Annotated in this window: 10 protein-coding genes; 4 read left to right on the top strand and 6 right to left on the bottom strand. The window is 35.4% G+C overall.

All coding sequences use genetic code 11. From position 1 onward, the window contains the following. Positions 1-53: 53 nt before the first annotated feature. Together DWB61_RS08695 and DWB61_RS08690 are read right to left on the bottom strand one after the other, a co-directional pair. Positions 54-2,018 carry a PBP1 and LysM peptidoglycan-binding domain-containing protein gene (locus DWB61_RS08695; RefSeq protein WP_125030515.1) on the bottom strand — a complete coding sequence of 655 codons (1,965 nt, stop codon included), beginning with the start codon at positions 2,016-2,018 and terminating at the stop codon, positions 54-56. Between the two features lie 284 nt (positions 2,019-2,302). Continuing rightward, positions 2,303-4,348, bottom strand: a complete 2,046-nt coding sequence (locus tag DWB61_RS08690) for a M13 family metallopeptidase (RefSeq protein WP_125030514.1) — start codon at positions 4,346-4,348, stop codon at positions 2,303-2,305. 178 nt (positions 4,349-4,526) lie between these two features. Here DWB61_RS08690 and mnmA point away from each other — a divergent pair, with 178 nt between their 5' ends. Beyond that, the gene (gene mnmA, locus DWB61_RS08685; protein WP_125030513.1) at positions 4,527-5,618 is read left to right on the top strand and encodes a tRNA 2-thiouridine(34) synthase MnmA; all 1,092 of its coding nucleotides are present in this window, start codon (positions 4,527-4,529) and stop codon (positions 5,616-5,618) included. Positions 5,619-5,637: 19 nt separating this feature from the next. Then, a complete protein-coding gene (locus tag DWB61_RS08680; protein WP_225423368.1) occupies positions 5,638-5,883 on the top strand; it encodes a DUF3820 family protein in 246 nt (81 codons plus the stop codon). A 1-nt stretch (position 5,884) separates the two neighbouring features. Here the strand turns inward: DWB61_RS08680 and DWB61_RS08675 are convergent, their stop codons facing one another. The 4 genes from DWB61_RS08675 to DWB61_RS08660 form a co-directional block, all read right to left on the bottom strand. Continuing rightward, positions 5,885-6,637, bottom strand: coding sequence for a LytR/AlgR family response regulator transcription factor (locus tag DWB61_RS08675; RefSeq protein WP_125030512.1), 753 nt, complete (start codon positions 6,635-6,637; stop codon positions 5,885-5,887). A gap of 76 nt (positions 6,638-6,713) precedes the next feature. Continuing rightward, positions 6,714-7,772 carry a sensor histidine kinase gene (locus DWB61_RS08670; RefSeq protein ID WP_125030511.1) on the bottom strand — a complete coding sequence of 353 codons (1,059 nt, stop codon included), beginning with the start codon at positions 7,770-7,772 and terminating at the stop codon, positions 6,714-6,716. A gap of 23 nt (positions 7,773-7,795) precedes the next feature. Then, positions 7,796-8,545: a LiaF transmembrane domain-containing protein gene (locus DWB61_RS08665; protein ID WP_125030510.1), complete on the bottom strand. Its 750-nt coding sequence runs from the start codon at positions 8,543-8,545 to the stop codon at positions 7,796-7,798. Positions 8,546-8,576: 31 nt separating this feature from the next. After that, positions 8,577-8,939, bottom strand: coding sequence for a LiaF transmembrane domain-containing protein (locus tag DWB61_RS08660; RefSeq protein WP_125030509.1), 363 nt, complete (start codon positions 8,937-8,939; stop codon positions 8,577-8,579). Between the two features lie 285 nt (positions 8,940-9,224). Here DWB61_RS08660 and ligA point away from each other — a divergent pair, with 285 nt between their 5' ends. Both ligA and DWB61_RS08650 read left to right on the top strand, forming a co-directional pair. Beyond that, positions 9,225-11,231 (top strand): NAD-dependent DNA ligase LigA, encoded by a 2,007-nt coding sequence (gene ligA / locus DWB61_RS08655; protein WP_125030508.1) that lies wholly within the window; start codon positions 9,225-9,227, stop codon positions 11,229-11,231. A 472-nt stretch (positions 11,232-11,703) separates the two neighbouring features. Continuing rightward, positions 11,704-14,160, top strand: coding sequence for a TonB-dependent receptor (locus DWB61_RS08650; RefSeq protein WP_125030507.1), 2,457 nt, complete (start codon positions 11,704-11,706; stop codon positions 14,158-14,160). The last annotated feature ends 38 nt before the right edge of the window (positions 14,161-14,198 follow it).

Here is a 14,198-nt window from a genome sequence, read left to right as displayed (position 1 = left end):
AAAAAAGGCTACTGTTTAGGTAGCCTTTCTTATATCAATATTTTAGGATCGAATTATTGATTTATTATTTCTTTGGGTATATCGATAACTTGATGCATTTTAATTGTTGGCTTAAAATTTTGTGATTTGATTATGAAATCTGTAGAATAATTAATCATTTTAAGACCTCTGTTTTCAAACCCTCCCCAAGCATTTACGCTTTCGATAGCGTAATTCGATTGAAGTAAATCAATATCTCTAATTTCACTTAGATGATCGAAGAATCGGGTTCCATAACGTTTTATTGCTGTTGAGAAATAAAGCGTAAGATCATAAGCTCTAAATGTATAATCGTTCGGTTCACAATTGAATTCATATCTAAATCGGTCAACGAAATGGCCTACTTTTTCTGATTCATAATCGATAAAATAAGGCGAAAGAATAAGTGTATTCAATTCAAACAGATTGCTTGGATCCATACTACTATAGCGTTGCCATGATGGGAAGCCAATGAGTTGAATAGGATATTCTTTACTAAGAATTTTTAAATTGGTTAAAAAGCTCTCAACAACCGCAGGGTTGGATGATGGAATCACAATAATATTCTCAAGAGTTTTGCTCAAAAGGTATTCTAAACCAAGGTTACCATAATCTTCGAATGAAATTTTACTGTAATTTAAATTAGAATATTGCCAATAGGTTCCATTCTCAAACAATTGTTGTTCGATATCTGAGACTAGTTTGTATTCTTCTAATTCTTTATAGTTTTTACTGTGAACAATCACGATATTCTTATTCTCCTTGTCAGACATTAGGTGATTAAATATATTATCGCATAAGGATTGAACAGAGGTATTAATTTGAAAAACAAAAGGATTATTGTGTAGCTGATCATTCTTTGAGGATAGAGGCGAGACAATGGGAATCTGATGTGCTTGAGCATATTCTGCTACAATCTCAAAGGTATTGGAGTAAACAGGTCCTAAAATTATATCTATTTTAAGAGGGGCTAGCTTTTCTAAAGTTTTACGAACAGTTGATTGTTTTTTCTCTGTATCAAATACATGTAAGTTGATTTCTAATCCCTGCTTTTTTAGATCTTCAACAGCCAATAATACACCTTGGTAAAGACGAATAAAATCTCGTGATTTAGGGTAAACTGTCTCAGGCTGCTTTCGTGTCATGACTTTAAGCGTATCCTGATAAGTAATTTCCCAATTAAGAGAATCATTTAAAGCTGCATAAAGAGGAAGAAACAGAGCAATATTAATTTTTGATTGTACAGTTGTATCTCTTGAATAATCCTTGAAAATTTGATTGTAATCAGTTTTCTGTTCCAAATTTTCAATGGTTTCTTCAGTAAGTTCTTCAACTGGAATAATTTGTTTTACATTTTTTGGAAGATTCACAATTGTTCCTGCTGTAATATTCCTGAACGATTTAACATGCGGGTTTAATTTGCGGAATGTTTTACGTTTGATATTGAATTTGTCAAGTATATCAGCTTCAGAATCATTAGCTTTAACCTTATAGGTGTTTTTTTTCTTATCCTCTTGTTGAGGATAAGTCTGTTTTTGAATTTTAAGGACTGTTCCTACTGTAAGTTTACCATTTTCTCCAATCTCCGGATTATTTACTTTAATATTATCAATGCTCTGATTGAATTTTTTCGATAATGAATAAAGCGTATTCCCTTTTTGAATGACATGGTAGAAATAGTCAGATGCTTCTTTTTCTTGAATATTAACAGAACTATTGACAATTGCAGATTGTTCGAAAGGAATTCTTAGAATCTCATTTAAATCTATGCTGTGTGTTTTCTTTCGGTTAATTCTCATGACTTCTTTAATGTCAACGCCATAAGCCTTACATATAGAAAACATGGTTTGTTTCTCACGCACAATGTGCAGATAGTAAAATTTACCTGCAACAACGACTTTTTCGTTTGAACGAACGACCTCGATTGTTTGTGATTGAGCATCGAAAATAGATCCAGAAAGGAGTAAAAGAATGATAAATTTTTGGATGAAATATCTCATTAACTAATTATTTTTCAGGGTTTTGGTGTTTTGTAAGAACATTAACAAAAATAAGAAACAAAGTTTATAAAACAATCATGAGATTCACATTAGCTAAGAGAATTTAGTTTAATTTAAGATTTGAACTTTCAACTTGTTCTAAATAAAAATGTTACAGGTAGGTTAGTTTGGCTATAAATTAATTTGTTGAGGAGTTTACCTTATTTACAAGAGGCATAAAAAAAGCGGTGAGAAGACTCACCGCTTTGTATATGGATCACATCATGTGTGATTCTATTAAATTATTACCAAATCTTAGCTCTCTGATCTTCGGTACGATACAAAGGATCTGTTTCGTCAATTTCGAAAGCGGTGTAAAATTCAGGAATGTTGAATAAGCCTCCGTTTACACGGTAACGACCAGGTGAGTGAACATCTTCTTTGATTAATTTTCTAAGATATGTGTCTCTCACATTACCTCTCCAAACTTTTGAGTAAGCAAGGAAGAAACGCTGCATATTGTTGAAACCATCAATATCTGCAGGTTTTTCATTATTTAAACTCATTTTATAAGCTTCCAAAGCAACAGTTAAACCACCATAATCAGCAATATTTTCGCCTATAGTTAATTTACCATCAACGTTTAAATCATCGAAAGCCTGGAAGCCATTAAACTGATCAACCAACTTCTGAGCTCTTGCATTGAATTTCTCGGTGTCTTCAGCAGTCCACCAATCTCTCATGTTGCCATCTTTATCGAAACGACGTCCAGAATCATCAAAACCGTGAGTCATTTCGTGACCAATAACCACACCAATTGCACCATAGTTAACCGCATCGTCACCATTCATATAGAAAAATGGTGGCTGAAGAATAGCAGCTGGGAATACAACCTCATTCAATAATGGGTGGTAGTAAGCGTTTACCGTTTGTGGTGTCATACCCCATTTCTCTGTGTCAACAGGCTGACCTAATTTGGCGATGTTCTTAGCAACACCAAAACGAGAAGCTCTCCAAGTATTTTGAATATAAGAATCTGTACCTACTTCTAGCTTTGAATAATCTTCCCACTTTTCAGGATAACCAATTTTCACACCAAATGCATCAAGTTTTGCTATTGCCTCTTTTCGGGTTTCTGCGCTCATCCATTCTAATTTCTCAAGTCTTCCACGTAAAACGATTTTTAAGTTGTTCACCAACTCATCCATTCGAACTTTAGCTTCAGGTGGGAAATATTTTTCTACGTATAACTGACCAACAGCTTCGCCCAAAACAGAACCCGTAGCATTTGACATACGTCTCCAGCGTGGTTGTTGTTCAGTAGCTCCTGTTAAAATCGTTCCGTAGAAAGCAAACTGTTCTTTTTCAAGTTCTGTTGACACTTTACCTGCAGACTCGTCTAAAACTTTCCATTTTAAGTACAATTTGATGTCATCCATTTTCTCATCTTTCAACATCAGGTTCAATTCCTTCATGTATCGAGGATGAGTTGTAATCACATATTCCTTAATATCTGCACCCATTTCTTTGAAGTAAGTTGCCCAATCGAAGTTAGGATACTCACTCATTAAAACTTCAACAGTTTTAGGATTATACATGGCAGGATAATTTCTGTTCTCTAAACGTGTATTGAACTTTTCTGCCATACGAGTTTCAAATCTCATGATTGATTCTGCATTGTTCTTAGCAACAGCAGCATCTTCACCAATCAATTCAAACATCTTTGCCATGTGCTTCACAAACTCTACTCTGATATTTGCACTGGTTTCATTGTCTGCAGTATAATAATCACGATCAGAAAGAGAAAGACCATCTTCGGATAGATACATTCTGTTTACTGTCGTGTTCTTCATATCTTGATCAACACCAGAGCCAAATAGAGCACTGATGCCCATTTTGTGAAGATGAATCAACTCGTTACGTAAATCACTAGCATTCTGAACGGCAGCAATTTTATCAAACTCAGGTTGTAATGGTTTTAGTCCAATCGTGTTGATTTTCTCAACATCCATTGCAGTCGCATAGAAATCCTGAATTTTCTTTAAATTACTTCCTTCAACTGCATTTTCAGTCTTTGCTGCTTCCTCAAGAAGGTTGTGAACCGCCTCGTTGGCAGTCTCTGCTAGAATATCGAAGGCCCCATAACGACTTTTATCTGCAGGAATTGGCGTATTCTTCATCCAGGTTCCATTAGCATATTCGAAAAAGTCGACACCTGGTTTCACAGTCAGGTTCATATCCTCTTTCTTTAGAATATCCTGACCTAATTGCTTCTCCTGGGTACAGCCTGATAGGATGCTGAGAGCTAAGCCTAAACCAAGAACGGTTTGGCTCGTTTTGTTTAAGTTCATATTTGATTGTTTTTATTCATATTTATGTTAGAACGACAAATGTATAAAAATGGAAATTAATACTTACGTTTTTTCGATGACTATCCTATTCTGGAAGATTTCTTGAATAAATGTTTATTCGAACAGATGCTTCTTGCTTTTTTTTTAGTTTTGTAGACTGTTAAGAAATTATAGAGAGATGACGATAACTTGTAGAGATAAGAATAAGGTGGTGTTGGGTATGAGTGGTGGAACTGATTCTTCAGTGACGGCTATGTTGCTTCAACAAAAGGGGTTTGAGGTGATTGGAGTTTCTTTATGGTTTTGGAATTCACCTAATGAGGGTTCAGATAATCATGAACTGCCTCATTTTATAGTTGATGCTCAGCAATTAGCAAAGAAACTATCCATTGAGCATCATGTGATTGATGCGCGGGCTGAGTTTAAAGATGTGGTCATCGGTCAATTTCTTCAGGAATATCTGAATGGACGTACGCCAAGTCCTTGTATACATTGCAATCCGAATTTAAAATGGCGCTTACTTTTATACAAAGCTGATCAGCTGGGAGCGAATTATATTGCAACAGGGCATTATATTCAGATACTTGAGGAAGAAGGTACTTTTTATATTCACAAAGGGGATGATCCAGCTAAAGATCAATCCTATTTTTTATGGAACTTAAATCAAGAAATCTTATCAAGAACATTAACACCTTTAGGTGCTTTTACAAAACCAGAAGTGCGTGAGATGGCGACAGGTTTTGGCCATAAAAAAGTGGCGTCTAAGAAGGAAAGCATGGGCATCTGTTTTCTTGATGGGATGGACTATAGAGATTTCTTAAAACAGGAAATTCCGGATGTCGATGCGAAAGTGGGCAAGGGGAAGATTGTAAATGTTGATGGTAAAGAATTGGGCTGGCACGAAGGTTATCCTTTTTATACGATTGGTCAGAAACGAGGACTGGAGCTCAAAGAAAAAACAGGTTTAATGGTGAGTCGAATCGACGCTGATAGCAACACCCTTGTTCTTGAGAAACGCGAACAACTAAATAAGACCGAATTTGGAGTGAGTGGCTATTATTTGAATAATGAAGATGATATAAATAGTTCTGAAATTACAACTGTAGTTAGAGGTTTGGGCTTAAATCCAGAAGGCTACTCTAAGCTGACTATTGTAGATGAGAATAGCCTTAATGTTGGACTCGAATATCCCGCTTGGGCAATAGCACCTGGACAACCCGTTGCTTTTTATATCGGTAATAAGTTAATTGGTGGTGGTTTTGCAGAATAAATACGATATACGATACTAGATGATGACAGATACTCCAAATATATTTTCTAATGGCGATGAGCTCATTAAGATAATTCAGATGCGTATGCCTTACGGTAAATATAAGGGCTGGTATATATTAGACTTGCCAGAACGCTATGTGGTTTGGTACCATCAAAAAGGTTTTCCTGATGGGAAGCTAGGTCAGATGCTTGGTGTTGTTTATGAAATAAAATTAAATGGACTAGAGGACATGATGCGCCCTCTATGTCAGAAATATCGATAGGCTAGAAACCCAATTGTTGTTTTAAAAGTTTGTAGCCATTTTTACTCACCTTGAGTTTTTCACCTGATTTAAGAATCAGCATCCAACTATCTTTTTCGTAAGGTTCTAGTTTTGATATTTCTTCAATTCGGATTAAGTACGAACGGTGTATACGACAGAATTCTTTGGGATTGAGATGTGTCTCAAAATACTTCATCGTTTTTTGTTTCAGGTGATGACCATTTTTAGTGTAGATCATGACATAATCATCCTGAGCTTCAAAATATCGGATGTCATCAACGGGAATAATATCAATCTTGTTCCTTGATTTTACGACAATTCTATTGAGTTCTTCCTTGTTTTTATTTTCGTGCTCTTTCAGTTTTTCAATGATATTGGACTTTTCTGCTTGATTTTCTAATCTGTAAATTGCTTTTGATATGGCGTCAGCAAAGCGTTCCTGAGAAAATGGTTTTAAGAGATAGTCAACGGCATTGTGTTCAAATGCTTTAATAGCATATTCATTATAGGCCGTTGTGAAAACAATATTGTAGGGTTTGTCCAATAGTTCTAAGAGTTCAAAACCTGTTAATTTTGGCATCTGAACATCAAGAAAAATTAAATCTGGTTGTAAATCGTTAATGGCTTTTAAACCCTGAAATCCGTCTGAGTATTCACCTAAAATTTCAACTTCATCGATATTAGATAAATAGGTTTTTACTAAATCTCGTGCTAATGATTCGTCGTCGATAATAATTGTTCTAATCTTTTCCATTGGTCGGATAGTTTGAGGTTTTAAAACTCAAATGACATGTTGTTTTCGATATTCTTAATATATACTGATCTTGAACTTAGTTGTTTTGTGGGAATTCCATATTGACAACAAAGTTAGATTCAGTTCGGGTAATGGCCAATAAATCTGTTCTTCCATAAATGAGATTTAGTCGCTCCATAATATTTTTTAAGCCAATCCCTTTTCCTTTAGGTGTGATGGCATCCTTATCAAAGTTGTTTGAGATTTGAATGATTAGATTATTATTTCTAATCTCAGCTTTTGTTTTAATCACAACAGGTTCGAGACTTTCATGCACTCCATGTTTGATTGCATTTTCATAAATGGGTTGCAGTATTAGGTTTGGAATTTTTAAATCTTTAATCGATTCATCAATTTCAAAATCTAAAATCAAGCGATCACCAAATCTCACCTTTTCAATTTCCAGATACAAGCGACTGTTTTCCATCTCATTGGAAAGCATGTTTAGTTCTTTCAAATCTTGATCGAGCGAATACCTTAGGAAGGTAGATAACTTGACTAACATATCTCTCGATTGTTCGGGTCGAACGAGAGTTAATGAACTAACTGAATTTAAGCTGTTGAATAAAAAATGTGGGTTGATTTGTGATTTTAGAGCATTAATTTCTGCCTCTTTAATTAGGTTTTTTAGATCAGCCTCATTCTCAATCTTCGATTTAAAACTCCGATAATAGATAAAGACATAATAAACCATAACGATGTAATCGTATATGGCGAATGCCATAAATGCCAACCAATAATAAGGCATGATGATTTCAGGCTTATCATTATTGGCAATTGGGGCCTTATCAAAAAATGAAAAAATCAGATAGGTTAATGATAACCAGATCGCAACCATGATAATGGCTACTGTAATGTGATGTAAGGCTGCAGCCATTCGGCCAATCTTGTCAACATCAATATGTCTTACAATATACCAAATTGAAGGTGCTATAATCAGAAGAGGCAAGGATATACTTAAGGATGATATCAGTGCATTCTGAAAAAAATTAGCCTGGAAATACCAATCAATAGCAAATAGAGCGCATGTAAAAGAAAACCAAAACCCAAGGTAAATGAGTAAGCCAAAACGATGGGAGAGAATAGGATGCTCCATAGTTTTTAAATCAGTATGAAAAATTATTTTTTAGCAGCGTATTTAGTGGACTTAATTTCACAACCACCAAGGGCAACGAAGCCTTTAATTATTAACTCTTTCTTAGGTTCTACAATGTAGTTTGGTGTTGGTACTCGTTTATCCGATACGCCACCCAGAACAGCTGAAATGTCAACTTTTACATCCCAATCTGGAGGAACAATAATAACAGAACCACCAAACATGGCAAATAACTCAATAGTATGTGTGCCTTCAGCTAGTTGAGCGTAACTTAAATCAACTTCACCTCCGCCAAACATGCAGGTAATATTACCACCTTTAAAGTTTTTAGAGTTTACGATACGTTCGCCACCACCAAATATATTCAGTTCGTTAATATAATCCGTAGACATCTCAGATCTACCACAGCTGCTAGAAGGGCAGGAATTGCGTTTTCGAATCACAATGATTCCTAATACAATCAAAAGAACTGGCCAGAAAAATTGATACAGATTAAAGTGCCAATCGAATAGTCGGGGAAGCATAAAGACACCACCAATTAGCATCAATGTGAAACCTGTAGTTCTGTCATTTTTAGCAAAAGCAAATAGAGCGCCTAAAGTAACAAGAAGCATTGGCCAAGAGAAGATAAGTTTCTCGAGGTGTCTAGGGAAGAAGTCAAGATTATTAAGGATTAAGGCTCCACCAAATAAAATTAATAAGATTCCAAAAATTGAATTGTTTCTTCCTTTTGGATTTTTCTGATCAGGACTATCTCTAAAATCTCTATTCATAACAGTATACTTTGAATTTGTAAATACTTGATTAATGATGACTTTTATCTCTTTTCTTATCGTCACAGATAGAATGGCACTCGTCAGGTTTTAAGATATAACTAATTCCCATTAGAATTAATATACCAGGCCAAAACCAGATTTGCCAGTCATCAGAAAGGATAAAAAGATCATCGGCTAAAAAATAAGCGCCAATAGCAAGAACTGCGACCCCTCCAAAGATTCGACCTCTAACAATGATCATTAAAAGACCAATTAAAATTAGAAAACTTTCCCAACGGAAAATATAGTGGTGAATGTTTCTTGGTAAGAAATCAATATTACTTAGTAGGATCACGATTCCAATGATAATGAGTGTTAATCCAACAACTAAAGGTCTTCTATCTTTATTCATAATGCGATTATTTTAGTTTTTCTACTGCTAATATACTTTAGATAGATTTATGATACGATGACTAATCGGTTAGATGCTTATTATTGTCGGTAAAATAGACTAGAAAAAGGCTTCAGCCTTGATTTTACGAAAGATAATATTTTGATTTATATTTTGTCAATAATTGATAAATATGAAAGTCGGATGTGTTCTAATTATTTGATTAAATTTGGAAGTATATAGTCATCGTATTCTTAAGATCTATTACTATTTTTATGCTCTAGATTATAAATTTTCAACTGAACTATGAATAAGACTGAAGCTTTGCAACGTATAACCGAACTGCGAGAGCAACTCCATAAACACAACCATAACTATTACATTCTTTCACAGCCAACTATCAGCGATTTTGATTTTGATATGCTGATGAATGACCTGATGACTTTAGAAAAGAAATTTCCTGAATATGCCGATGAGAATTCTCCAAGTCAACGCGTTGGAAGTGATATCAATTTAGAATTTAAGCAAGTTGCACATGAGTACCCCATGCTTTCTTTGGGTAATACCTATTCTGAAGAAGATGTTCGTGATTTTGAAACCCGGATCAAAAAATTGACCGAAGAGCAAATTCAATACGTTTGTGAATTGAAGTATGATGGTACATCTATCAGTTTAAAATATAAGAATGGAAAATTGATGCAAGCCTTAACTCGTGGCGATGGGGTTCAGGGCGATGATGTGACCACTAATGTGAAAACCATTAAAGCGATTCCTTTAAGCTTGCAAGGCAATGATTACCCTAATGAGTTTGAGATTCGAGGGGAAATCATGATGCCATTTCATGTTTTCAATCAGCTAAATATTGAGCGTGAAGAGCAAGGTGAAAGTCCTTTTGCCAATCCGAGAAATGCGGCTTCGGGGAGTTTGAAAATGCAAAATTCGTCTGTTGTAGCCAAGCGTCAGTTAGATTGTTACCTCTATTATTTATTGGGGAAGCAATTACCTGCCCGCGATCATTTTAGAAATTTGGAGCTAGCCAGATCTTGGGGTTTTAAGATATCTGATGATAGTAAGCTCTGTAATTCTATTGATGAGGTACTCGAGTTTATCAAATATTGGGACACCAAGCGAGAAGAGCTTCCTGTACCTATCGATGGTATTGTGATTAAGGTGAATTCTCTGGATCAACAGCAAGAACTGGGTTACACGGCTAAATCACCCCGATGGGCCATATCCTATAAGTTTAAAGCAGAGCGAGTGGCTACTCGATTGAATTCTGTGACTTACCAAGTTGGTCGTACCGGTTCGATTACCCCAGTTGCCAATTTAGATGCTGTTCAGTTAGCGGGTACTGTTGTTAAGCGAGCTTCACTGCATAACTCAGACATTATCGCAAATCTCGATTTACATCTTAACGATTCGGTGTATGTTGAAAAAGGTGGCGAGATTATTCCAAAAATTGTAGGTGTTGATGTGGATCAGCGAGATGGAAATGCTGAGAAGATCGAGTTTATTGAGAATTGTCCGGTTTGTGAAACCAAATTGGTTCGTCTCGAAGGGGAAGCCAATCATTATTGTCCCAACTCAGTGTCTTGTCCACCCCAAATAACAGGGCGGATTGAGCACTTTATTGGTCGTAAGGCCATGAATATTGATGGATTGGGTGAGGAAACTATCGAACTTCTGTATCAGAATGGTCTGGTGAAAAATATTTCTGATCTGTATAATTTGAAGAAAGAGGATTTACTTCCTCTCGATCGTATGGGCGAAAAATCCGCTGATCGTATTCTGACTAGTATTCAAGAATCATTGCAAGTTCCTTTCGAAAAAGTCTTGTTCGCATTGGGAATCCGCCATGTAGGACAAACGGTGGCTAAGAAATTGGCTAAAACCTTAACATCTATTCAGCGATTGAGAGAAGCCAGCCTTGAAGAATTAGTGGGAATTGATGAAATTGGAGATAAGATTGCGAAAAGCATTATTCTATTCTTCGAAGATGAAGCTCAAAATAATCTGGTAAACGAATTGATTGCTCATGGTTTGCAATTTGAATTGGGCCAGGAGGAATTGGCAAATCAAACCAATAAGCTCGAAGGTTTATCTATAGTGATATCCGGTAGTTTTAGTTTACATTCGAGAGATGAACTTAAGGCTATGATTGAGCAGAATGGTGGAAAGAATACCAGTTCAATTTCTAAGAAAACCGATTTATTTTTGGCTGGAGAGAAAGTAGGACCAAGTAAATTGGAGAAGGTTGAGAAGTTTGGAATTAAAACCATATCAGAGGAAGACTTTATAGAACTTATAAGATAATTGTAGCTTCATAGCTATAATAGATGTAAAAACAAGCCAGTTCATATTTTGAACTGGCTTGCTTTTTTAGGCATAACCTGTCAGAGTGCTTGCACCTGAAAGCCTTAATTTAATAGGAAAATATAAACACTGACTAGCGGAAAAGACTTGGTCAGGTTTTTCGGGAGGCCATTGAATTATAAGAGTACTTTCTAGGATCCAAAAGCGTACATGAAGTGTTCGAAATCGAACATTAAAATGAGTCTTTATAATTGTTTTGTATTGATTTTGTGTGTGATACGTTTTTTGGCACAAGATATGATTTGTGTGGTGATGATGTATTGGTTTTGAAAGAAGTCTCTTGCCATAAAGCATTGAACTCTGTTTCAATCGTGGCTGTTAAGAAACGTTAATTCTAAACCTATCTTGTAACTAAAAAATCTATGGTGTAGTCCTATAGTTATAAATCAAAACCGACCTAATAAAAATAATTATGAGAAGAATTCTATTTGTAACCATTTTAATGTTGTATAGTTTTATTAATCATGCTGAAACACCTAAAAATACAAGTAATAAGCTGGGTGCCATTTCTGGTGTGATCATCGATATCAATACAAAACAAGCTTTGCCCTATGTAAATATAGTAATTAGAGATGCAAACCATCAGATACTAACAGGTGGAATTACTGATGATAAAGGGGAGTTTAGTATAAAGAAAATTACTGAAGGGAAAAATACTATTGAAATTCAATATATTGGTTACAAACCTTATGTCAGGGAAGTGGATTTTACATCTAAAAACTCTACTCATAAACTTGGAACTGTTGAGCTCGAAGAAAACACTGAAGTTTTAGGGGAGGTCGTTGTTAGAGCCGAATTGTCTACAGTAACTCAGAAGATTGACAGAAAAGTTATCAATGTAGGTAAAGACCTAACTGCTGCTGGTGCCACTGCTTCGGAGGTATTAAACAATGTTCAATCTGTAAGTGTTGATAGTCAAACGGGAACAGTGAGCTTACGAGGTAACGAAAATGTGAGAATATTAGTCGATGGTAAACCAACAAATATTAGTGCAGCCCAATTGTTACAACAAATTCCATCGACTTCAATTAAAAGTGTTGAGTTAATTACGAATCCTTCGGCAAAATATAATCCTGAGGGTATGAGTGGTATCATTAATATTGTATTGAATAAAAATGCCAATATTGGCTTTAATGGAAACGTAAACCTGGGTGTAACTCGTGGCGTTAATACACGTGGAAATGGCTCTTTAGATATGAATTACAAAACAGGTGCGGTAAATTTCTTTATGAATTTTGGTGCCAATGGAGGGAAAAGAAATAACTACGGTGAAGTGACCCGATATCTGGAGAATGAAAATGGAGAAATTATTCAGAATTTTGAATTTAATAGCGATAATAACTCTCAGTTATTAAAAGTAGGAGCCGATATCTATTTGAATAAAAAGAATACACTTTCATTTTATACCACTCAGAATTTTCGCGATGGTGTATTTGATGGTACTACAAAGATTTTAAGAGGAACAGATTTGGATTATCATAGTTTGATGAAATCTGAAACAGAAAATTCTAGTGGAACTTATAATTTGAACTATAAAATCGACTTTGAAAAAGAAGGACACAACCTGGAGTTCGAAGCAACTTATAGTCAAAGTAATTCTCCTGAAGATGCAACTTATACTGAATTGCTTAATCCGATTGATTTGACCTCGAATTATATAGATGATATCAATAATGATTACAAGAATACACTTCTAAATCTGGATTATACAAATCCTTTGTCGGAAAATACAAAGTTGGAATTTGGATTGGAGTTTAGATTGAATGATACAGAGAATTCAAGAGCAACAAATCAGCACGATTTTGTATATGACAATATGGGAAACATGTTCCCCGATGGCGATTGGTATGTGACTGAACAGAAACCTAATTCGGCATTTACATACGACAGAAGTATCTATTCTGGATATGTGAATTTAAATCACAAAATAGATGAGTTTTCAATGCAATTGGGTGCACGTATTGAGCAATATGAAGTAGATGGTGAGTTTATTAAAGGAGATGAAAGGGCTAAGTATAACGATAGTAAGTTTACTGTTTATCCCTCGGCTTTTTTCACTTTTACACCCAGCGAAAAACATCAGTTTCAATTGAGTTTCAGCCGTAGAGTAGACCGACCTTCAATCCAGCAGGTTAACCCGATAAGAGAATGGAGTACACCTCTGATTAGTTCATTTGGTAATCCTAGCTTGAAGCCTCAGTTTACGAATTCATTTGAATTCAATTACACAAAAGGTTTGGCTAAAGGTTCTGTAACTCTAGGGACATTTTATAGACGTGTAAATGACAATATCTCGAGAGTTTTAAATATAGATCCTTTGGATATTGAAAAGATGGAGATGTCATATTATAATACAGAAAGTAACGATCGTTATGGTTTAGAGTTATCGGCCAATTATCGATTCTTCAAATGGTGGTCGATGAATGCTAGCTCTGATTTGTATGTTCAAAAAGAAACGGGTGTTGCGAATGGTGAGAATCTTGAGGTTACTAATAATTCGTTCAACGTGAGAGTATCCAATAGTTTTACAGCCACTAAAAAATTAAAATTTCAATTGTTTGCCATGTACAGAGGGGGTGGGAAAGACCTTCAGTCTGAGGTAGATCCTATGTGGATGATCAACACGGGAGCAAGTTATAGCGTTTTAAAAGGAAAAGGAACACTTACCTTTAGAGTGAATGATATTTTTGAAGGCATGAAGTATAAGTTCGACTCGGAAGTACCGTATAATCAGGTAGGTGAGTTCCATTGGGAAAGTAGAACAGCCTACCTGGGCTTTTCGTACCGATTTGGTAGCGGAAAAAATAAGGCTAAGAGAAGAAAACAAAGAGATAGTCGCGAAACCCAAGGTGGCGGTGGTTTTATGTAAAGGAATCCGTGTTCAAGCTGTTGAACAGATATAAATGA

It is taken from the genome of Ancylomarina euxina (assembly GCF_003863355.1).
In the GTDB taxonomy this organism is placed as follows: Bacteria; Bacteroidota; Bacteroidia; order Bacteroidales; family Marinifilaceae; genus Ancylomarina; species Ancylomarina euxinus.
The sequence above is the reverse complement of the archived record's forward strand: the minus strand, read 5'-3'. Positions and strand labels throughout refer to the sequence as shown.